The 22,079-nt window shown below is 58.8% G+C and carries 20 protein-coding genes; 9 read left to right on the top strand and 11 right to left on the bottom strand.

The features are described from left to right. A partial coding sequence (locus EDD78_RS05780; protein ID WP_286170748.1) for an aldolase/citrate lyase family protein occupies positions 1-344 on the bottom strand: 344 nt, incomplete at its 3' end. 181 nt (positions 345-525) lie between these two features. Here EDD78_RS05780 and EDD78_RS05775 point away from each other — a divergent pair. From EDD78_RS05775 to EDD78_RS05755, 5 genes are all read left to right on the top strand, one after another. Then, on the top strand, positions 526-1,596 hold the full coding sequence (locus EDD78_RS05775; protein ID WP_132084283.1) for a mandelate racemase/muconate lactonizing enzyme family protein: 1,071 nt from the start codon (positions 526-528) through the stop codon (positions 1,594-1,596). A gap of 349 nt (positions 1,597-1,945) precedes the next feature. Further along, positions 1,946-3,376, top strand: coding sequence for an aldehyde dehydrogenase family protein (locus EDD78_RS05770; protein WP_132084282.1), 1,431 nt, complete (start codon positions 1,946-1,948; stop codon positions 3,374-3,376). Between the two features lie 54 nt (positions 3,377-3,430). Next, positions 3,431-4,765: an ABC transporter substrate-binding protein gene (locus tag EDD78_RS05765; protein WP_079699038.1), complete on the top strand. Its 1,335-nt coding sequence runs from the start codon at positions 3,431-3,433 to the stop codon at positions 4,763-4,765. A gap of 57 nt (positions 4,766-4,822) precedes the next feature. After that, complete coding sequence (locus tag EDD78_RS05760; protein WP_242942143.1) at positions 4,823-5,722, top strand: carbohydrate ABC transporter permease; 900 nt, start codon at positions 4,823-4,825, stop codon at positions 5,720-5,722. A gap of 31 nt (positions 5,723-5,753) precedes the next feature. After that, complete coding sequence (locus EDD78_RS05755) at positions 5,754-6,581, top strand: carbohydrate ABC transporter permease (protein ID WP_079699037.1); 828 nt, start codon at positions 5,754-5,756, stop codon at positions 6,579-6,581. A gap of 71 nt (positions 6,582-6,652) precedes the next feature. Here EDD78_RS05755 and EDD78_RS05750 read toward each other — a convergent pair whose 3' ends face one another. Both EDD78_RS05750 and EDD78_RS05745 read right to left on the bottom strand, forming a co-directional pair. Then, positions 6,653-7,570 carry a carbohydrate kinase family protein gene (locus EDD78_RS05750; RefSeq protein WP_132084281.1) on the bottom strand — a complete coding sequence of 306 codons (918 nt, stop codon included), beginning with the start codon at positions 7,568-7,570 and terminating at the stop codon, positions 6,653-6,655. 72 nt (positions 7,571-7,642) lie between these two features. Continuing rightward, positions 7,643-8,497, bottom strand: coding sequence for a class II fructose-bisphosphate aldolase (locus EDD78_RS05745; RefSeq protein ID WP_165873124.1), 855 nt, complete (start codon positions 8,495-8,497; stop codon positions 7,643-7,645). Positions 8,498-8,762: 265 nt separating this feature from the next. Here EDD78_RS05745 and EDD78_RS05740 point away from each other — a divergent pair, with 265 nt between their 5' ends. Both EDD78_RS05740 and EDD78_RS05735 read left to right on the top strand, forming a co-directional pair. Continuing rightward, positions 8,763-10,187 (top strand): L-fucose/L-arabinose isomerase family protein, encoded by a 1,425-nt coding sequence (locus EDD78_RS05740; protein WP_132084279.1) that lies wholly within the window; start codon positions 8,763-8,765, stop codon positions 10,185-10,187. Positions 10,188-10,255: 68 nt separating this feature from the next. After that, positions 10,256-11,284, top strand: a complete 1,029-nt coding sequence (locus tag EDD78_RS05735; protein ID WP_165873123.1) for a LacI family DNA-binding transcriptional regulator — start codon at positions 10,256-10,258, stop codon at positions 11,282-11,284. A gap of 70 nt (positions 11,285-11,354) precedes the next feature. Here the strand turns inward: EDD78_RS05735 and EDD78_RS05730 are convergent, their stop codons facing one another. The 8 genes from EDD78_RS05730 to EDD78_RS05695 form a co-directional block, all read right to left on the bottom strand. Continuing rightward, positions 11,355-12,158 carry a sugar phosphate isomerase/epimerase family protein gene (locus EDD78_RS05730; RefSeq protein WP_132084277.1) on the bottom strand — a complete coding sequence of 268 codons (804 nt, stop codon included), beginning with the start codon at positions 12,156-12,158 and terminating at the stop codon, positions 11,355-11,357. After that, positions 12,155-13,189: a DUF4432 family protein gene (locus tag EDD78_RS05725; RefSeq protein WP_132084276.1), complete on the bottom strand. Its 1,035-nt coding sequence runs from the start codon at positions 13,187-13,189 to the stop codon at positions 12,155-12,157. The genes EDD78_RS05730 and EDD78_RS05725 overlap by 4 nt, the downstream gene beginning before the upstream one ends. Next, positions 13,186-14,271 carry a response regulator transcription factor gene (locus EDD78_RS05720; protein WP_132084275.1) on the bottom strand — a complete coding sequence of 362 codons (1,086 nt, stop codon included), beginning with the start codon at positions 14,269-14,271 and terminating at the stop codon, positions 13,186-13,188. The genes EDD78_RS05725 and EDD78_RS05720 overlap by 4 nt, the downstream gene beginning before the upstream one ends. Further along, on the bottom strand, positions 14,272-16,062 hold the full coding sequence (locus EDD78_RS05715; RefSeq protein WP_132084274.1) for a cache domain-containing sensor histidine kinase: 1,791 nt from the start codon (positions 16,060-16,062) through the stop codon (positions 14,272-14,274). Positions 16,063-16,146: 84 nt separating this feature from the next. Beyond that, positions 16,147-17,571 carry an ABC transporter substrate-binding protein gene (locus EDD78_RS05710; RefSeq protein ID WP_132084273.1) on the bottom strand — a complete coding sequence of 475 codons (1,425 nt, stop codon included), beginning with the start codon at positions 17,569-17,571 and terminating at the stop codon, positions 16,147-16,149. Positions 17,572-17,596: 25 nt separating this feature from the next. Next, entirely contained in the window at positions 17,597-18,718 is a 1,122-nt protein-coding gene (locus tag EDD78_RS05705) for a Gfo/Idh/MocA family protein (protein ID WP_132084272.1), read from the bottom strand. Between the two features lie 15 nt (positions 18,719-18,733). Further along, positions 18,734-19,588, bottom strand: a complete 855-nt coding sequence (locus EDD78_RS05700) for a carbohydrate ABC transporter permease (protein ID WP_132084271.1) — start codon at positions 19,586-19,588, stop codon at positions 18,734-18,736. Positions 19,589-19,603: 15 nt separating this feature from the next. Beyond that, positions 19,604-20,506 (bottom strand): carbohydrate ABC transporter permease, encoded by a 903-nt coding sequence (locus tag EDD78_RS05695; RefSeq protein ID WP_165873122.1) that lies wholly within the window; start codon positions 20,504-20,506, stop codon positions 19,604-19,606. Between the two features lie 289 nt (positions 20,507-20,795). Here EDD78_RS05695 and EDD78_RS05690 point away from each other — a divergent pair, with 289 nt between their 5' ends. Together EDD78_RS05690 and EDD78_RS05685 are read left to right on the top strand one after the other, a co-directional pair. After that, complete coding sequence (locus tag EDD78_RS05690; RefSeq protein WP_165873121.1) at positions 20,796-21,650, top strand: AraC family transcriptional regulator; 855 nt, start codon at positions 20,796-20,798, stop codon at positions 21,648-21,650. Continuing rightward, a complete protein-coding gene (locus EDD78_RS05685; protein ID WP_132084268.1) occupies positions 21,647-22,048 on the top strand; it encodes a helix-turn-helix domain-containing protein in 402 nt (133 codons plus the stop codon). The genes EDD78_RS05690 and EDD78_RS05685 overlap by 4 nt, the downstream gene beginning before the upstream one ends. Positions 22,049-22,079: the final 31 nt, after the last annotated feature.

The raw sequence follows: 22,079 nt of genomic DNA, 5'->3' as shown, positions 1-22,079 counted from the left end.
TCGGGCGGGTATTTGCAGGCCGCCACCGCGGCCGCCGCCTCCTTCGCCGTACGGATGAAGGGGAAGATCACCCCGTCCACCCCGATCTCCAGCACAGGCTTTACCAGCACCGGGTCGTTCCAGGGCACGCGGTAGAAGGCCGCCGCGCCGTTTGCCTGCGCGGCGCGCACCTGCGCGGCCACCATGTCGAGCGTCAGGGTGCTGTGCTCCCCGTCGATCCAGATATAGTCGTACCCCTCCATCGCGAACAGCTCGCTGAAGCTCGCCTCCCGCCATTTCACATGCGTCCCGATGGCCAGGCCACCGTTTTCCAGCTTCTTCTTTAACTCGTCAATTCGGAACATTTCGTCCCCTCCAAAGTATATTAACGTTAATATAACTGATCATCTTTATCTTACCCACCCCTCCCCAACTTGTCAAGCACGGTGCAATAAATTTATTTTTTATCTTTACAGAATAGATTTTATCCATTATAATAGCAACAGAAGAGTATATTAACGTTAATATAATGGAGGTATTCCCAATATGAAAATTACCGATATAAAGTGCCACCGCCTCAAGGAAACCACTCTGCTACCGGCCATCCCCCGCAACCTGATCGAATACACCCTGGTAAGGGTGCTGACCGACGAAGGGATCGAAGGCGATTACATCATCTGGTCCGAAGTCCCCTCATCCCGGCCCGGCGCGGTGGCCGAAGCCCTGCGCCAGATGCGCCCCTACCTGCTCGGGGAGGACCCGCTGCTCATTGAACACCACTGGCAGCGCCTGGGCAAAATGTGGTATACCGAAAAGGGGCCGGCCTTCGCCGCTATCGATTGCTGCCTATGGGACATCGCCGGCAAGAAAGCCGGGCTGCCACTCTACAAGCTGCTCGGCGGCGCGCGGGATAAGATTCTCGCCTACGCCAGCGGCGAGCCGCCCAAGTCCCGCGAGGAGAAGGCCGAACAGGCCGTCGAGCTGCGCGAGCGGGGCTACCGCGCCAGCAAGGTCCATCCCTTCAGCATGGAGGACTGCCGCGCGGTACGGAAGGCGGTCGGTGATGAAATGATCCTGATCCACGACGCGATCTTCGCCCTGGACGTGCCCGAAGCGCTGCGGGTGGGGCGGGTACTGGAGGAGCTCAGATTCCACTGGTACGAGGCCCCCCTCCCCGCCGAGGACATCGACGGCTACGCCTATTTGACAAAAAAGCTGGACATCCCGGTGACAGTGGAACTGCGGGGGAACTACCGCACCTATCTCGAGAGGCGTGCGGTCCGGATCTTCCGCACGATCAGCGATTTCACCGGCGGGATCACTGAAATGAGAAAGCTCGCCACCCTATGCGGAATGTACGGCCTCAATTTTGAACCGCACTCGTTCGGCGGAGCCTATACGCAGGCCGCGAATTTGCATTGCATGCTCTCGATCACCAACTGCGAGTTCTTCGAGCTGCCGCTGGTGCGGGGAAAGGAAGGGGCCTTCGACGTCGGCGTGCAGAAGGGACTCCGCATCGACTCCGAGGGCTATGTCCATGCCCCGGAAGGGCCGGGACTGGGGCTAATGCTCGACTGGGACGTGGTCAAGGCCGGGGAAGAATATTGTCTGGACTGAGCCATGAGACGGGCCCGAAGCGTACGCTTCGGGCCTTTTTTGTCCCCTTCCCCTGTTTTTGAGAAGCAGTAATATGGATCATATCCCATGACCATCAGCTTCGTGACCGGTTTTTGTCCAAATTACGGGTTGGGCTTCCGCCCGGTTTTATGAAGCGCTTTCGGCAAAGACAGGATAATTCATACTAATGTACAAAGATTTCTTGTTATCTTTGTATAGTTCAACATCGCTTTTCTCTTGACATTAACGTTAATATAGATTATATTGATATTAACGTTAATATACAACTGAAAATCAATATCCGCCCGCGCCTCGGTGCGGCGGAAGCAAAACAAAGGAGCCGTGAGAGATGGTCAAACAGTACATAGACGGTATGCTGGTGGACGGCCTCGGCGAACCCTTCGGGGTGTGTGACCCGGCCACCGGGGAGGAGATCGCCACGATCGGCGCGGCCACCGCGCAGCAGGCCGAGGCGGCCCTCCTGGCCGCGCAGCGCGCCTTTTCATCCTGGTCAAAAACCACCATGGACGAACGGGTGGCCTGGCTGCACAAATTCCGCAACGCCCTGCTGGCGGAAAAGGACTTCATCTGCGACCTCCTCTCCCGCGAGACCGGAAAGCCCTTCCGGGTGGCGGTGGAGGATTTCGACTGGTGCACCGACTGCCTGCAGTTTTATGCCGAGGAGGTGCGCCGGGTCTACGGCACCTCCCTCCCCTGCTACAACCGCCCCTACGGGAACACCTACCACATCGTGGAGAAACGCCCGCTGGGCGTGATCGTGGGGCACCTGGCCTGGAACTACCCGCTGGGCAACGCGGGCTTCAAAATCGGCCCGACAATCGCTTCGGGCTGCACCTGCGTGCTCAAGCCCTCCTCCGACGCGCCGCTGGCCACCCTGTATATGGGCGAAATCGCACATCGGATCGGGCTGCCGGCGGGAGTGCTCAACATCCTGGCGGGCCCGGTCGAGGAGCTGGGGCCGGCGCTCAACTCGAGCACCATCCCCAAGATGATCACCCTGATCGGCTCGTCCCGTTCCGGGCGGATGGTGATGGCCCAGGGCGCGACCTCGATCAAGCGCTACTCGCTCGAGCTCGGCGGCAATGCGCCGTGTATAGTGATGGAGGACGCCGACCTCGCGCTCGCGGCCAAGTCGATCGTCGACAAGAAGACCTCGAATTCCGGGCAGATGTGCACCGACTATAACCGCATCTATATCCACGAGAGCATCTATGAAAGGATGACCGGACTGGTGCTCGAAAACCTGCGGCAGGTCAAACTCGGCAAACACCGCGAGGAGGGCAACACCATGGGCCCGATGATCACACGGGCCGCCCGCGACCGGATGTTTGAGCTGCTCGCGGACGCCAAGCAGCGCGGCGCCAGGCTCCTCTGCGGCGGCGAAACCCCCGCCGGATACGAGCAGGGCAACTGGATCACCCCCGCCCTGCTGGCGGACGTCACCGAGGATATGCGCGTCTCCCGGGAGGAGATCTTCGGGCCGATCATCGCGCTGCGCCCCTACCGGGACCTCAGCGAGGTGCTGCGCCTGGCGGTGGACACCGAATACGGCCTGGCCTCCTATCTCTTTGGGCACGATGCGCGCAAGCTCTCACAGGCCTTTGAGGCGCTGGAGTTCGGCGAGGTCTTTGTCAACGACGCGGGCGGCGGCCCGCAGCTGCCCCATGTGGGGGTCAAGCAGTCCGGGATCGGGTGCGATTCCTCCGCCTGGAGCCTCGACGAATACTACGAGCTGCGCCGGATCGCCATGATCCCCTGACCAAAAATCAAACGGCCAAACCTTTAAGACAACAAAAAGGAGTGCATTCAAACGATGAAAAAGACACTTTCCTTCCTGCTGATCGCAGGGATGGTCCTCGCCTCTTTTGCGGGCTGCTCCGGCGGCCAGAGCGAAGCCCCCGCAGAGTCCCAGACACCCGCCTCCTCTGAAGCCGCCCCCTCCTCCGGGGCGCCCGCCCCGGGCGAGCAGACGGTGATCGAATACATCGACCACTTCAACGAGGAGACCAAGGTCAACGGCGTCACCGCGGTGATCGAAAAGTTTGAAGCGAAGTATCCGCAGTACAAGGTCGAAGCGGCCCATACCAGCTCGGACACCTTCCTCGACCAGATCCGCACCCGCGTGGCGGCGGGCGACCCGTACGATGTGTTCATGGGGATCCTGACCGACTTCTCCGAGCTGGTCGACAAGGGTGAAATCCTTCCCCTGGAAGACCAGCCCTTCACCAGCCGGATCAACGAGGCCACCCTGGAGCCCGAAACCAAGGACGGGCATATCTGGGCGATCCCGACCAGCACCAGTATCGGCGGGGTCTATTACAACAAGAAGGTTTTTGAGGAGCAGGGGATCAAGGCGCCGACCACCCGCAGCGAGTTTAAAGCAGCCTGTGAGAAGCTGCAGGCCGCCGGGATTATCCCGATCAGCGGCGGCTATATGCAGGGCAACGTGGTGTTGGACAACGTGCAGTGGGTCTGCCATCCGCTGTGGCAGACGATGGGCGAAAACGACATCAACCGCAAGATCATGGACGGGGAAGCCAAGTTCGCCGATTCCAAGGCCTACCTCGAGGGGCTCAAGGTCTGGAATGAGATCGAGCTCGATTTCATGGACGCCAATGAGCTGAGCGTCGACCGTTCCGAGCGGGTGATCCAGCTGGCCAACGGGACGCTGGGCATGCTCGCCTCGGGCAGCTGGTCGGTGGGCGACATCCGCACCGCCGCCCCCGACGGCGAGTTCGGCTTCATCCCGGTCTGCGTGTTCGAGGAGGCCGAGAAGAACGGCGTCATCCTCGCCAACGACGACGGCTTCATGATCTCCGCCAAGGCCAAGAACCTCGAGGGCGCGCTCGCCTACATGGACTTTTTAACCAGCGAGGAGGGCGCAAAGGCCTGGCTGGAGAAATCCAAAACCATCTCCTCGATCAAGGGCCTGACCATGGACGACGCCGACCCGATGGTCCAGGAGATGCTCGCCCTGGTCGACAAGGGACAGCGCTACTACGCCAAGGACGCGGTCCAGTTCGAGGGCCCGGCCCTGACCAAGGCCAGGACCGTGTTCCGCTCCTATGTCGCCCTCCCGCCCGAGCAGCGCAAGGACTATGAAAACGCGCTCAAATGGCTGGACGACGAGTTCGACGCGATGAGATAGCACGAAGCCCGGCGGGGCGGCGCACGCCGCCCCGCCTTTTATAAAGAAGGTGATGATATGAACAGCACGACCGCCGCCCCGAAGAGGAGCGCCCCCCAGCGGATAGCCCGCTATATGAGGCGGGAGGCGCCCTATCTCGTCATGATCCTGCCCGCCTTTTTGTTTTTCTTCCTGTTCGTGCTGCTCCCGCTCATCGAGGGGATCCCGATCTCCTTCACCGAGTGGGACGGCTTCTCGGACGTTCGGCCCTTCGTGGGCTTCCAGAATTATGCCAAGCTCTTTCATGACAAGTTCGTCTACAACGCCGTGGGCAACACCCTGGAATTCACCATCTACGAGGTGGTCCTCTGCAACGTCCTCGGCCTGCTGATCGCCGTCTGGCTCAAGAAGGCCTGCGCGCACAACAACCTCTTCCGCACCCTGATCTTTATGCCGCATGTCATCTCGCTGCTGCTCTCCTCCTATATGGTGCGGTACATCTTCAATGAATTTTACAATGTCACCGGCGTGGTCAACATCCTGGCCGTCCCCAAGACGGTCATCATCGGCCTGGCGCTGATCGCCATCTGGCGGGACACCGGCTACTGTATGGTCATCTATCTCGCGGCCATCCAGGGGGTGGACGAATCCCTCTACGAGGTGGCCAGGATCGAGGGCGCAGGCAGAATAACTCAGTTCTTTAAGATCACCGTGCCGATGATCATGCCCGCCATCACCGCCAACGTGACGCTGCTGACCGCCTGGGGGCTCAAGCTTTACGACTACCCCATGGCCGCCACCGGGGGCGGCGGGCCCGGACGTGCGAGCGAATCGGTGAACATCTACATCTACAACAACATCTTCCCCTACTTCAAGGCCGGCTACGGCCAGGCGCTGGCGATCGTCTGGGTAATCGTCATCTTCATCATCACGCAGTGTATCCAGGGCTATCTGCGCCGCAAGGAGGTAGAACTGTGATGAACACGCTGCAAAAAGGAGGGTTTCCCGCATGAAGACCAATCCCGTTTTGCGGGGAGTCAACTTCCTGCTCAAATTCCTGGTGGTGGCGCTCATGCTCTCCCCATTTTACCTGGCGTTCTGTTATGCCTTTAAACCCAAGGAGGAGATTACCACCTCGGGGCTGAGCTTCCCCACCCACCTATATTTGGACAACTTCAAAAACGCCTTTGAGCGCACCAACTTCCTGGTCCCGCTGAGCAACACCCTGCTGGTGACCGTGCTGAGCACCGCCGTGCTGACGGTTGCCTGCTCGATGGCCGCCTATGCCATCGCCCGGCGCAAGAGCCGGATCTACCAGGTCTTCGGCGCGCTGCTCATGCTGACCATCCTGGTGCCGTTCCACGCCTACATGCTCCCGCTCTACATGCGGCTGCAAAGCTGGGGGCTGATCAACACCCTCACCGGCTTTTCGATCGCCAAGATCGGCGCGCAGGTCGGCTTCTCGGTCATCATCATCAAGGGGTTCGTCAAGACCATCCCCATCGAAATCGAGGAGGCCACCTACATCGACGGGGGCGGGGTCTTCCGCAATTTCTTCTCGGTCGTCCTGCCGCTGATGAAGCCGATCATCATGACCTCGGTCATCATCAACGCTTTGGACGTCTGGAATGAATACGTCATCGGCGTGGTGGTGCTGCAAAAGCCCGACAAGTACATCCTCTCCCTGCTGCAATACACCTTCTTTGGGCAGTATTTCGTCAACCTGGGGCAGGCGTTCGCCATCTTCACCATCTCAATGATTCCCATTCTGGTGCTCTATTTCATCTTCCAGCGCTTTATCATCAGCGGGATCGTGATGGGCGGCGTCAAGGGATAACCGCTTACCTCCCTATATGGCTCATGGCCGCCTCCTAATGAGGCGGCCATGAGCCTATACCCTATCTCGTCTTATTTTCCATCCAGCACATCCTGCAGTTGCCGCCGGCTTTCGATCCCCGCCGTGGCGCCGATCCTGCGCACCGCGAGCGAGGCCGCGGCGTTCGCCAGCCGGCAGCACCCGGCGAGGTCCTCCCCCTCGAGCAGCCCGGCAATAAAGCCGCTGGCAAAGCAGTCCCCCGCCCCGGTGGTGTCCACCGCCCCGGTCAAAAAGGCCGGGGATTGATGGGAGCCCTTTTGGTTTTTTGCAAGGCACCCCCGCTTCCCGGTTTTGACCAGCGCCGTCCCCACCCCAAAGCGCAGGATCATTTCGGCGGCCCTTTCAGGGTCGCGCTCGCCGGTGAGGGTCTCGGCCTCCTCGAGGTTCGGGAAAAAGTAGTCGACGAGCGGCCAGAGCTCACGGTACTGCTCCATTTTGGCCCCCGGCGGGCAGACCGCGTCGGCGCAGAGGACCGCGCCCATTTCCTTTGCCTGCCGCGCGCAGGAGAGCGCGAATCCAAGGTCCAAAAAGGGCGGCTGGTAGAGGCTCGCCAGAGTCACCACCTTCGCCTTTGGCAGCCGCAGCTCCCGCGGCAGGCGCGGCAGGCTTTCGGGCGGGGGGCTGACGAAGCTGCGCTGACCGTCCGTGCGGATCATTACCACGCTCACCGGGGAAGGACGGTGTTGATCCCTGTGGCACATCGAGAGGTCCACTCCCGCATGAGAGAGCTGCCCGGCGATAAAGTCGGCGGCGTTCCCCTCCCCAAGGGCTGCGAGCAGACCGGCGCGCTTGCCAAGACGGGTGAGCACCACCGCCTCGTTGAGCGCGTCGCCGCCCGCGCAGAGCTCCACCTGCCGCGCCGGGTTGATTTCCCTCTCCGGGTCGAACCGGCCGAGCCCCCGCACCAGGACGTCCACGCAGGCCGCCCCGATGGTCAATACATCCAGCATGAGGGTTCCTCCTTTCTTTTATAAAACGAGGGCGGGTGCAAATTGCTCCCCGCCCCCGCCACGGATATGGATTCAGATCCCTGCGAAGAGCTTCATCCGCTCCTCGACCACCTGCGCCACCGCCTCCTTGGCCGCGGCGAAGAGATCCAGGTTGTGGCGGATGTCCGGATCATCGGCCTGCAGCTGGTAGATTTTCTGCTGATAGGCCGTCACCAGGTCGGTGGCGACGTTGATCTTGGCAATCCCCGCCTGCACCGCCTCGGCGATCTTGTCCTCGGGCGTGCCCGAGCCGCCGTGCATCACCAGCGGCAGGGACACCTTGGCGGCGATTTCCCTCAGACGCGGAATGTTGATTTCGGGCTTAAAGCCCTTCGGGTACGCCCCGTGCATGGTGCCGATCGAGACGGCCAGCGCGTCGATCCCGGTGCGCTCGGCGAACTCGGCGGCCTCGTCGGGGTCGGTCTGGAAGGCCTCGGCCACGGTGACCTCCTCATCCCCCTCGTTGCCCGGCAGGCGTCCGATCTCCGCCTCGACGCTCACCCCGCAGGCGTGCGCGACCTTGACGACCTCTTTCGTGAGCTCGATGTTCTTTTCCAGCGGGAAGCGGGATGCGTCGATCATCACCGAAGTGAAGCCTCCCCGGATCGCGCCGACGATCATCTCATAGCTGCGGTAGTGGTCGGCGTGCAGGGCGATCTCGACGTCCAGCTCGTCGGCGATCGAGCGGGCCATGGCCGTCACCCGTGCAAAGCCCCCCATGTCCAGGGCCATCTGATCCCCCACGATATAGATGGCCGGCTGATGGAGCTTCTTGGCGGTTTCGGCGATGGCGCGGGCGCTGTCATAGTTAAAAGCCAGAAAGCCCCCTACCCCGCGATGCTCCGCGCGCGCCTTAATCAGCATTTCCTTCATCGATACCAGCGGCATAAATACTCCTCCTTCTTCGTTTTGAGATCTGTGGAAACGGTTGACAATGTATAACAAAAGGTGTACTATATGCATTATCAGGTATATTAACGTTAATGTCAAGCTATTTTTTAAGTTTTATGCAAGTTTATTTCAATTATTTTACGTTCTATGCAAATTATCTGCTATAAATTTGGACAAAAGGCCAATTTCCCTGTAAAATTAGCCTCAATTTATATGAACGATAATATTGCAGCAAAATTACATTGAGAAAGGATCAACCGCCATGCTGAATCATCCAGTCAAAATAGGCTTCGCCCCCACCAAGCGGGACGTTTTCACCAATCCGGAAGCCCTCACCATACGCCGGCAGATCAAGGAGCGGGTGCTCTCCCTCGGGATCGAGCTGGTGGACATCGAGGGGATCAACGAGGACAGCCTTTTGCAGTTCCCCTCGGACATCGAAAAGGCGGTCAAAATCTATAAGGAGGCCGGGGTGGACGGGCTCTTCTGCCCGCATTGCAACTTCGGCGCCGAATCGGTGGTGGCACGAATCGCCGCCGCCGTGGGCAAGCCGGTCCTGCTGTGGGGCCCGCGCGACGGCGCCCCCGCCCCCTTTGACGGCAGGACCCGCGACTCGTTGTGCGGGCTGTTCGCCACCGGCAAGGTGCTGCGCCGCTTTAACGTCCCCTTCACCTACCTGACCAACTGCGGCGCCGAGGAGGAGTCCTTCGCCTTTGGGGTGCGCTCCTTCGCGGCGGTCTGTGCGGTCGTGCGCGACTTTCGCAGCACCCGGGTGCTGCAGATCAGCACCCGGCCCGAGCCCTTCTGGACGGTCATGTTCAATGAGGGCGAGCTGCTCGAGCGCTTCGGGCTTCAGGTCTTCCCGGTGACGCTGCAGGAGGTGGTCTGCGAGCTGGAGCGCCTCGAGCGCGAGGACGCGCCCGCCGTGGCCGAGGCCATGCGCGACATTCGCCGCCGCCTCAACTGCGGCGAGGCCGACGAGGAACAGCTGCTGCGCATGGCCCGGCTGCTGGTGGGGGTGCAGAACCTCGCCGACAAAAACGGCTGCAACAGCGTGGCCATCCAGTGCTGGGAGCCGCTGCAGCGCGCCGTGGGCGCCGCCTGCTGCACCGTCAACGGGATTCTGACCGAACGCGGGCTGCCCGTCGCCTGCGAGACCGACGTGCACGGCGCGGTGACCTCCATCCTGCTGCAGGCCGCCTGCGAGCGCGCCAGTTCGGTTTTCTTCGCCGACCTGACTATACGCCATCCCGACAACGACAACAGCGTCCTGCTCTGGCACTGCGGCAACTTCCCGCCGAGTTTAGCCATCGACGCCAAGGCGCGAGCGCTCTCGGTGCTGCACAACCCCTTTGGGGACTGCGCCTCCCAGAGCAACTGGGAAATCCGCCATGGGGACATCACAGTCTGCCGCTTCGACGGCGACCACGGCGAATACCGCCTGATGATCGGCGAAGGCAAGGGCGTGGACGGCCCGCCGACCGTGGGGACCTATTCCTGGTTCGAGGTGGACAGCTGGCCGCGCTGGGAACGTCATCTCGTCGAGGGGCCCTATATCCACCACTGTGCCGGCGCGCACGGGCGTTTCGGGCACATCCTCTACGAGGCCTGCAAATATCTCGGCATAGAAGCCGACCCCATTTCTCCCCGCGCCGAAGAATTTCGCGACCGCTGGCTCGGCCGGTAGTGGACAAACTGAGGAAAATAAACTAAAATATGGTAGTATACAAATATCTTTCACATGGGGTTGGCAGAATGAACATGAATGGAAAGCAACGGGTCACCATGAAAGACATCGCCCAGCACACCGGGTATTCGATCAACACTGTTTCCCAGGTGCTGCGGGGGATCTACCCTTCCGGCCCTACCTGCGACAAGGTGCTCGCCGCCGCCAAGGAGCTGGGCTATATCGGCAACTCGATCGCGAGCTCGATGCGCCTGGGGTCCACCAAGACCATCGCCATCATCCAGAGCGACATCTCCAACCCCTATTTCGGGCGGCTGATCCGCAACTTCGTCAACATCCTGTCCGAACGGGGCTACACCGCCACCATCTACAACACCGACAACGTCCTCTCCCACGAGAGGGCCGCGGTGATCTCGGCGATCCGCCAGAACGTCGACGGCATACTCTTCGGCCCGGACGACATCCATTCGGGCGAGAGCGTGGAGTTCCTTTACAATTCCCGCATCCCCTTCGTGGTCTTTGCCAACGACGTGAGCAATCCGAACATCTCTTCGGTGCGTATAGACGAGGTCAAGGGCGGGTTCCTCGCCACCAGGCACTTAATCTCGCAGGGCTGCCGCAACATCGTCATGGCCACCGCGCCCAAGGGGATCCTTTCCGCCCAGCTGCGGCTGGAGGGGTACCGTCAGGCGCTGGAAAAGAGCTCTCTTCCCTACCGCAACGCCAACATCCTTTCAGTGCCCAGCGTCTTCGCCTCCCAGGGCGGGCACCGCCGGGCCTGGAAGGAGGTCTGCGCCCAGCTTGCGCAGCTGCCCTTCGACGGGATCGTCGCCTTCAGCGACCAGGTGGCGCTCAAGCTCCTGCAGGGGCTGCGCGAGCAGGGCTTCGAGCGCATCGCGATCGACCAAATCCCCATCGTGGGCTTCGACAATATCCTGGAGGCCTTCCCGCTGCCGCTGCCGCTCTCCAGCATAGGCTGCGCGGGGGAGGACATCGCGCACGCCTCCCCGCGCCTGCTGCTCGAGATGATTGAAAAGGGGGAAGATTTCGCCCCCCAGAAGCTGGTGCTGGACGTCAAGGTCTATAAACGCCAATGAACCCATCCGCCGGAAAAATCCCCGGGGAAGTATCTGCTTCCCCGGGGGTTTTATGCTTTCCTGCAACTACCTATAAATATTTGCGGACATTTGCAAGGCTCACCGCCGTCGCCTGAAGCGAATTTTCATAGGAGTCCCGTTCGATATGCTCGACGATGACCCATTCGGTTCCCGCGTCTTTACACGCCTGCAAGACTGCCGGGATGTCCTGTACCCCGTTGTCGCCCACGGCGCTGTCCCTCGTACTGGCCTCGTCGCGCATCTGATAAATATCCCCCTTCGCGGGAACGGGCGGATGGAAATCCTTGATATGTACCGTGGAAATCCTGCCTTTGAATTTGCGGATAAAGTCTGCGGGCGTTTCTCCTCCGCAGAGGGCCCAGGCCGTATCGACCTGAGCTTCGAGCAGCTCCGGCTCGACCTGCTCAAAAATCCGCTCGAACAGGCTCTTGCCGCTCTCGTCCCTCTGGAAATAATCGGTGCTGCTGTGAATGGCGAGCTTTACTCCCTTCCGGCGGCACTTCTCCCCCATCTCGCGAAGCTCCCTGATGTAGGCACGCTCCTCGGATTCAGTGATGTGTTCCGAAAATCCGCGCAGCGCGACCACCTGCTTCATTCCCAACGCACGGCAATGATCGAGCACCTCGTCCAGCCTCTCCCGCATAATTTCCATGAAAACGTGGTCGCTGACGGCCACCATCCTGGATTTTTTCAGGCTTTCTTCGAGCTGCGCTACCGTCTTGCCAAAATAACCCCGGGCAAATTCCACCCCCTGGTACCCGACCTTCCCGACCTCCTCGATCACCATGCATAAGTCCTGCGGGGAAAGGTCCTTCACGCTGATCAGCTGTAATCCGATTTTTAAATTGCTCATTCTTTTTCCTCCATAATGATTCCAAATTCAATTCTGACCTTATGTTCCTCCATCGGCCCAAGTCGGACCATGGTGCCGCTTCTTTTGTTGTTTGCCCTCCCCTCCGGGACGGAGGTGCCGGGCTCCAGCCCCAGCACATAGTCGCCGCTCCCGCGGCCTTGCCATAGGGCAAAATGTGCAAGCTGCGCTTTGGGATAGCTTAAGTAGACGCCCTTCCATCCCTTAAGCGACGGGTTTTGCAGTTCAATACGCACCTGTTCCTCCTCGAATTCGATCGGATAGCCTATGCTGCTTTCCCCGTCGGCGGGAGGCATGGCCGTACAGGGGAGCTGTGAAAGCGGACGCCGCTCCTTCGTGCCGGGGTCGGTATACCATCCTTTGGGCAGGATGACCCTTGTTCCCTTATCCAGCAGCGGGAAGCCAAAGTTCATATGGTACAGGATGTCGACGTATTCCTCCCGGAAAGCAAGGTTCGAGATGGTGTCCTCCAGCACAAACGAGCCTGAACCAAGCCGGGTGCGGATCGTGCGCTTGAGGTAAAGATTTTCCTCATAGAGCACCGCTTCGCGCATCTCTGCCGACAGGACTATTTCATATTCGTCCCCCACCCAGCCGCAGGAAACCGACAAATGCTCGGCGGGGGCATTGCCGATCCGTCCATGCTGGCCGAAATGCTCCCCTTCATAATCCCCATAGCGGCCAATGTTGCGCAACCCGCAGGTGGTGAGCAGTCCTCCGGCAAACACCCTGTGGAACTCCTCCTTCCAATGGGTAAAATACACCGGGCTGGATACTCCCGCCTTGGTGATAAAGGATAGAGGGGTACCGCGAAAATCCGCCCACGCAATGTCCATGCAGCGCTCTGGCAGGACACAAAAGCGCAGCCCGCCCCCCGTATCGACCTGCAAGCAGCGCATCCCACGCTCCTTGCCGCTGCTGAGCGTTGCCTCCCGCACACCGCCAAGCTGGGAGATGTCCCCCACCCTCCTCAGGACATCTGCCTTTGAATATTCCTTCGCACCGATTTTCATGCCTTACCTCCTAACTTTTCGCGAAATTCCTTTGGCGTCATTCCGACCTCCTTTTTAAACGCCCGTACAAAATAGTTGGCATCCTGGTACCCGACCTGGGCGGCCACCTCATAAATCTTCAGGTTGGTATTCTGCAGCAGGTCAAAAGCCACGTTGATCCGCACTTCCTGCAAAAACTCCAGATAGTTCTGATGGGAAAGGGAACTGAAAAGCTCGGAAATATATGCTGTACTGAGGCCGAATTCCTCCGAAAGTTTCTGCAGGCACAGTTCCTCCTGGTAATGCTGCGTGATGAAATGTTTGATCCTGTTTAGGGTAGTATTCCTGGAGTGCTCCCTGCGAAGCTGCTCCTGGTTTTGCAGCAGTTCGCCGCGGACAGCCCCCTCGATTTCTTCCGGCGTTTCGCAGCGGCCGATCCTTTGGCGCAGTTCCTCCTCCCCCGGGTTATTCAGCTCCGGGTAGAGCGAATAGAGGGTGCACAGCGCCCAGCAGGCCATCTGACGCTGCTCTGCCACCTTACCGGGAGCGGCCTGCGCAATGCTCTGCGCGACCGAAGCGGCGATCCGCTGTACCGCCTGCCGGTCGAGCGCCTTGAGCGCGATGATGATTTCATGTCCCATCACGATGGAATACAGCCGCGACATCCTGCCGCTGAGATGGATTTGCATAAGGTCGCTGCGGCTCTTCTGGGTCCTGCGCCGGAGGGATTCCCCGGCAGCCCGTTCCAGAGCCTGTGCAAGCTGGGAAGGCTCGATTGGCTTAAGGATATAATCAAAGACCTGGCATTTTACCGAAGCCTGTGCATATCCGAAGCTGTCAAAGCCGGTAAGAAAGAGGGTGACGACTTCGGGATATACAGTTTTTACCCTGTCCGCCAGTGCGATCCCATCCATACCGGGCATGGCGATATCAGCGAGAAGGATATCGCAGGGCAGCCTTTGGAGCAGCTCGAGCGCCTTCTGGCCGTTTTGCGCCTGGCCGACGATGCGCATTCGTGCGCAATGGGTTCCGATCATCTCGACCAGCCCCTTGCGCACCTGCGGTTCATCCTCGACAACGATCAAATTCATTGTTTCGGACATTCAACCATCTCCCTTGACGAATCGCAGCGTTACCCTGGTTCCCTTCCCCGGCGCGCTTTCGATGAGCAGCCCGCTTTGTGCTCCGTAGGCCGTCTTCAGGCGGTTTTGTACGTTTCCCAGCCCCAGGCTCCCCTTTTCTCCAGGGCTCTCCATCGAATCCCGCAATAGCTTTTGCGTCTCCTTGTCCATCCCGCAGCCATTGTCCGACACGCTGATCAGAAAGCCGTTTTCCAATTGGCGCGCCTCAATCGTGATCCTGCCGCCGGTCTGGTCGCGCAGCCCGTGATAGATGCAGTTTTCCACCACCGGCTGCACGCTGAGCTTGAGGATCGTCAGGGGGAGCATCGTGTCAGGCACGTCCACTTGCAGGGCAAAGGCATTTTCATAGCGGATTTGCTGGAGCGCCACATAGCTTTCGATATATTCCAGCTCGTCCTTCAACATGACCTGTTCAAAATGATTGGAAATCGTATAACGGAACATATTGGCAAGCATGGTGATCATCCGGCTGACCTTGAAATCCTTTTGCATGACCGCCATCAGCTGGATCGAATCCAGGGTATTGTAAAGGAAGTGCGGATTGATCTGCTGCTGCAGCGCAAAGAGCTGTGCCTCCCGCTTTTGCATCTCCTCCACATAAACCTCCTGTACCAGCCGCTCCAGCTGGGCCGCCATCCGGTTAAAGCTCAGAAACAGTGCGTGGATCTCATCCTGAACGGCGGCATTCAGCCGGACCGAAAAGTCCCCCTGTTCCACCTGGCGCATCCCCTCCTGCAGTTCACCGATCGGCTTGGCCAGACGGCGGCTGATCAGCAGGAAAGCCAGGAAGGAGACCAACACACTGCCCAGTGCGACCGCCAAAGTGATCAAAACGGCGTTTTTCTGCGCCTGCACGGCGATCGACATCGGCACCAGGCGGATCGTTTTCCAGCCGTAGCCCGGCGTTTGATACCAAGAGGCGAAGTACTCCCTTCCCCCGCAATGGAAGACGTTATCCCCAACGCCCGCCGCTTCCGCCTCCCCGTTTTCGAGCAGCTTGGCCAGCGGCCTTCCGCCGTCACAGTAGCGCAGCATGCCGGCTTCGTCCAGGATTGCAAAATATTCCTCCTGCCCGGCGGATGCATACGCGCTGCACAGCCTGCCGAGCTGTGTGGCGTTGACCTCGATCAGCAGGCCGCCGATCGCCCGGCCGCTGCTGATATCCCGTATGAGCTTCGCTATAAAAAAGCCCTGCTCCCTCTTGGGAAAACCGTCGGCCTGGCGGATCACCACGCTCTTTCCCCCGGCGTCCAGTGCCTGTGCATACCAGTCCGCCCTCTGATAGGCCCTGTCCTCAAGCAGCTCCACGAGCGGCTCGCCGGGAATTTCGGAGGCATAGTAGAGCATCCGTCCATTTTCACAGAACAGGTAGACCCCCTGCACGTCCCCCGACAGGTTGGACAGCTGCGAAATAAAGCCGTCCAGCTCCGGGAGGTTGGACATATTGAGCAGCCGCTGTTCCTCATAAGGGGATGGAAAAGAAGTTTTGACATACCGGAGCAGCGACGGATAGTAGAGCACAAGGTTGCTCGTGCTAACCAGGTTCTGCAAATACCCGTCTATATCACTTCCCAGCCTTGTGAGCACCCCTTCACCGTATTGCGACGCCATGCGCACGTAGGCGCGGCGGTACTGCACGCTGACCGTTCCGAGAATGATGGCCACCGTGAGGATCAGGCCGGCCAAATATAAAAGAAACAGCCGGACTGAAAATTTTCCAAGCCTATGCGCCAGCCTGGCTACAAGATGCATATGCTCCACTCCCTTCTGCGACAGGGCCCGGCCCCGGAAGGCGTGGTGCTCCTTCCGGGGCTGGGATATTGGGCAGATTCCATATCAATTCATCTGCTGCAGCACCGCCTGAGACTTGGCTTGCACCTCGTCCATGACCGTTTGTGCATCCGCACCGCCATAGATTTCATGGAGTCCGCTTTCTATGATGTCCATAACCTCCTGCTGCTCCACAATCTGCGGGACAATATACCGTTCGCTGCAGTCCGCGCTCTTTTGGCAGGCCTCGATATAATCCTGGCCATACCGCGCGATGAAGTCCTCGTTCTCCCAGATTGAGCTGCGTGCGCCGTTGCCGTTCTCCAGCGCAATCGCCTCAGCCACGGGAAGAGAGGTTGCCCACTGCAGGAAATACCAGCCGGCGTCTTTATTCTTGCCCAGGGAGGAGAGGCCGAGCATCCAGTGGTTGAGGTGCACCTTCGCGGGATGGACCCCGTCGCTTGGGAAGGGGGCGTAGCCGATCTTCCCGGCCACCGCCGAGGTTTCCGGGTCCTCCACCTGGCCGCGGAAACCGTTTGCATCGATCATCATCGCGGCCTTGCCGGACTGCATCTCCGCCACCGCCTCCGACCAGCCGTAGTTGACCGCACCCATCGGACCGGCATCCTTAAAGAGGGAGGTGTAGTATTCGGCGGCCTTCACCCCTTCGGGCGTGTTGACGTTTACCGTGGCGCTGCCGTCATCCTGGACGGTGATCCATTCTCCGCCCATGCTGTAAAGGTAGCCGCCGAAAACGTGCGCCGTCCCAACGCCGCGCTTGAGGCGGGAAACGAAACCGCTCATACTGTTCTGCGGATCATTGAGCTTCACCGCCGCATCATGCAGCTCCTGGAAGGTCTTCGGTACCGCTATGCCCTTCTGCTCTAAAAGGTCCTTGCGGTAGTAGAGGATCTGCCATTCCCCGGTCACCGGCAGGCCCGGAAGCGTATCCTTGTACTCACAATAGTTGATGGCGCTGGGCATAAAATCGTCGAAGTTAAAGAAATCCGGATCGGTCAGCCCGGCATTTTCAATATAAGCCTTCAAGTCCTGGTTCCAGCCACCGGAAAAATGGGCAGGCAGCCACGCATAATTTTCCATGAACACATCCGGCGGGTTTGCACCGGAATTAAATTCGATCAGCAGTTTGTTCGCATAATCGCTCTCCGGGATCTGTTCATAGTTGACCGAGATCCCCGTCAGCGCCTGGAACTCCTCCAGCCTCGCCACAATCGCATCGCTGAACCAGTGCTTACAGAGCATGGCCCTGATCTGGCCGCCGTCAAATTTCTTCCAGTCCACCTTGGCGCTCGAGAAGTCGTAGGGATCGGTCTCGGCTTGCGGGGCGCTCTGAGCATTCTGCGCGGGCTCAGCGGACGACGACTCCCCAGTGGGGACGGAACTACTGGCCGCCGGTTCCCCGCTGCCGGAAGCGCAACCGTAGGACAGGAGCATAACCCCCGCCAGCAACAGTGCCAAATACTTTTTCATCAATTTCCCTCCTTATCGTTTCTCTTCATTCGTAATCGGGGGCAATATCCTTGGCGAGCACCTCCCTCCCCAGTCTGGCCGACTCGTAAAAACACTCCAGGATCAAGGCGGTGGTCAGCACCTCCCGCTCGGTCACCATATACTCGCAATGCCCGTCCAGCACGTCGAGAATATGACGGTACATCTCCCAGTGGCCCCAGCCCTTCTGGTTCCTCGTATTATCCACAACTGTGGGATGAATGTCGGCGCGGTAATTTCCGAGCTTGGTATAAATATGATGTCCTGGCAGCGCATACCCGCCCTTCGTACCCGCGATTCGCAGCTGCATGGCCTCGCTGCTGGGCAGGTTGATTGCCCAGGAGACTCGGAACTGAATATTCAGTCCATTGTCAAAGCGCGCGAGTCCGGCGGCAAATTCCTCGACCGAGAACTCCCCTTTTTGGTACTCCCGCGGCACGAATACGCCGCCCGCGAAAGCCCCCGCCTCCTCCATCGAAAGATAGACCTGCTCGTCCGACGCTCCCAGCCGACTCCCGGCGCAGCCGCTCACGCTCAACAGCTTCTGCGCCCCCGTCAGATGGACCAGGGCATCCATCATATGTACGCCGATGTCTGCGAAGCAGCCGCCTCCATTTTGATCCTTCATATGGAACATTCCCCACTTTGGGATGCCGCGCCGACGGAAAAACTCGGCATCGCAGTAGTAGATGTCCCCCAATACCCCCATCTGGGAAATTTCATAGAGAGAGGACAAATCCTGGGTGAAGCGCATGGTCTGCGCCGCAAAAAAACGGCTGCCCGATCGCCGGGCCGTTTCATACAGTCCCGCGGCTTCCCGGTAGGTCAGGACGACCGGCTTCTCGCAGACGGTGTGGATCCCCCGGCTCAGCGCCAGCCTGCAAAGCGGTTCATGCGACAGGTTTGGGGTGGTGACCACTGCCAGGTCAGGCTTCACCCTTTCAAACATCTCGCCGGCGTCTTCAAAGGCGGGAGCACCGAGCTTGGCGGCCATAAACTCGGCCGCCTCCCGGCGCACGTCCTGTACGCCCACGACCTCCATGCGTTCCGCCAATTCCCCGATTGCGGGCAGGTGCGCGGAATTGGCGATCATACCCGCCCCAACAAATGCCACCCTGTACTTTTTCATTCTGTCCTCCTCCTTTTATTTAACCGCGCCAAAGGTCAGCCCGCTGACCAGATACTTCTGAATGGCGACGGTAAAAACCATGATCGGCGCGATGGCCAGCACCCCCGCGGCGCAAAGGTTCCCCCAGGCGATCTCCTGATAGGACACAAAATTGTAGATTGCCACCGGCAGCGTACGCGTATCCGGCCCGGTGAGCACGGTCGCATACAGCAGCTCGTTCCAGGAGCCGATGAGCGCCAGGATCACCGTGGCGATCACCCCCGGAGCAATCAGCGGGGCGGCGATACGCGTGAAGGTGGCGATGGGCGAAGCCCCGTCCACGCAGGCTGCTTCCTCCAGCTCAAAGGGGATGTCGTCGAAAAAACCCACCATAATCCAGATGACCAGCGGCAGCGAGGCCACCATATAAATCAGAACCATTCCCGAGATGGTATTTGCAAGGCCGAGCACCCGGAAAATCAAGAAAAAGGGGATCACTACCACCACAGGGGGGATAAACCGGGTGGAAAGAATCCAGAAGGAGAGCAGCCCGCGGGCCGGGAAACGAAAACGGCTCAGCCCATAGGCTGCCGGGACCCCCAGCAACGTGCTCAACACTACAGCAAAAAGTGAGATAACGGTACTGTTTTGATAGGCGAGCGCGAAGTCGCTCTGCGCAAGCACCGAACGAAAATTCTTCAATGTGGGCAGAAAAATGATTTTGGGCGGGACCGACAGGAAGTCGACCTGGTGCTTAAACGCCGTTTCAATCAGCCAAAAGATCGGGAAAAAGGTCACCAGCACCGCGGCCAGGATCAGCAGGCAGGTCAGCCATTTTATTTTTCCCTTTCCCAATGCGGCGGCAAATACCGGCGTATCGTTCATTTTCATGCTGCACCTCCTTTCTCAGGCCAGGCTGAGCTTTCCCTTTTTGACAACCGCCACGCTCAGCAGAAAGACAAATATGTACATGATCAGCGCCATCGCGCTGGCATGCCCCATCTTGTAATAACGGAACGCGCTGAAATATACCGCGATGTTGACCGTCTCGGTCGCGTTTCCGGGGCCGCCGCCGGTCAGCACGTAGATCAGGTCGAACACCTTGAAGGCATCGATCACTCTGAACATCAGCACGACTGTAAAAACCGGCTTGATCGTAGGGAGCAGTATACTGCGAATCAACGTCCAGAACCCCGCGCCATCGACAATCGCCGCCTCAAACGGATCCTGGGGCAACGCCGTCATCCCGGAAGAGAAGATCAAGAATACAAAGGGTGTATTCATCCATATGTCCACCAGGATAATCGACCAGATGGCGGTTGCGGGTGAAGAAACCCAAGGCTGCGGCCCAATCCCGAATAGGGAGAGCAGGTAATTAAGAATTCCCATTTTGGGGTTATACATGATGCTCCATAAAAAACACATGGCCACCGGAGTCGCCACCATCGGCAGGATCATCAGGGTACGTGCCAGCCTTTTGAATGGAACGGACACCTGGAAGAACAGGGCCAGGAAGAATCCGAGCACCATCTCCGCCAGGACCGATGCCGCGACGTAGAGGAGCGTCAACCCGAACTGCCGGTAGAAATCCTGCGAGGAAAGAATCTCTTTAAAATTTTGCAGCCCGACAAAATGTACCTCCTTCCCCACCATAGTCAGATCCGTGAAGGAATTGGCGATCAAAACCAGAACCGGGAACAAGCACAGGCAGATCATGAACAGTACCGCAGGCAGGATGTACAAAACGGCATACCGGTTTGGATAGATATTATTTCCTCGCCATTTTTCTGATATTTTCGACCTTTTCATATGGACCTCCCCTCTTGTTTTTGTTAACATTTTCTAATTCCCAACACCATTATACGGGCTTTTTTGTACTGGATTCAATGGAAAAATTTTGGCTTTACTGGATATTATCCGGTTTCCATCCCCGCCGGTAGAATGCTTGCCGTCACCCAATAACCGAACATCCGATGGGATTCGATCCGATTCGCCCTCCATTGCGATTTGGATGGGCGGGTGCTATAATTAAAACATGGCGTATGGTTTGTCTGCCCACGGGCAGAACAAACGATAAAATTTCACCTTGGAGTATATGATGTCTGAATTTATATCCATCCTTCCCCCGTTTTGTTCCAGCCTCGACAAGCGCAAGCTCTACAGCTTTGATGTACAGATCATCGAGACGCCCACCCGTCCGGTTGTCTTTCAGCGCTCCCGCTTTTTCTTTTTCACCTCCGGCAAGGGGAAGCTGCAAATTCAGGACGTCGAATACGACGTCCTGCCCGGCATGCTGGTCGCGCTCCATCCCTGGCAGGTCCTGCGCATAAGCCAGGTCGAAAAGCACCTGCAATGCAAGGTGATCGACTACTGCTTCGATACGCTGAATATGCTCCTGCGCAGCTACTACAATACCGAAAACAAGCCGCTTCAGATCATCGAAAGGATGTCCGCGCAGCCTATCGTCTACTGCGACAAGGAGCAGCAGGAGACGATCCGGGCCATCTTTGGCACCATCGAGCAGGAGACCGGCCGGGAATCTCTGCTGGTGTCGGAAAACACCCTCGAGCTCGCCGGGATCTATACCGTCAACAAGATTCTGGAGCTGATCGTCCTGTTCTGCCGCATGGTCACCCCCGCGAAGGAGCTGCCCGCACGCCAGGGCAGCGATGCGCAGAAGGTCGTGCTCTTCCAGTACATGTACGCGCACCTCAACGAAAACCTGACGCTCAAAAAGCTCGCCCAGAGCTTTTATCTGAGCGAATCCACCATCAGCACCTACATCCGCAACACCATGGGGCATTCCTTTTACGACCTGATCGACGAAATGCGCATCGGGCGCGCGAGCAACTTCCTGCTCTACACCGACCTGACGCTGGAGGAGCTCGCCGAAATCCTGGGCTATGTGGACCCCGCGCACATGTCCAAGCTCTCTTCGCCAAGGTCAACATGAAAATCACCGAATACCGCAAGGCCTACCAGCGGGTGAGCGACATCTGCAAGATCAAGGAGACCCGCAAGAGCTATGAGATCGTGGCCTACCTCTACCGCCGCTACCAGGAGGACGTGCGTATGAAGGATCTGATCGAAAACTTCGGGATGGGCGCCGTCGAGATCAACCGGATCCTTTTGCAGTATGTGGAAAAGAACTTCGGGGATTTCGTCAACTACCTGCGGATCAACAAGTCCTGCCAGCTCCTCGTGGAGACCGACCATCCCCAGGTGGACATCGCCGTGGAGGTGGGCTATAACACGGTCAAGACCTTCCAGCGCAATTTCTACCGCTTCCAGGGCATGACCCCCAGCAAGTACCGCTCGACCGTGAGGCGGCCCGGAGAGGGAAAAAAATGAATCCGCGCCGACCGGACTGAATCAAGATAAA

The sequence above is a fragment of the Harryflintia acetispora genome (assembly GCA_004340125.1).
Classification (GTDB): Bacteria; Bacillota; Clostridia; order Oscillospirales; family Ruminococcaceae; genus Harryflintia; species Harryflintia acetispora.
Note: the sequence above shows the minus strand (reverse complement) of the source record. Positions and strands in the feature narration are given on the sequence as shown.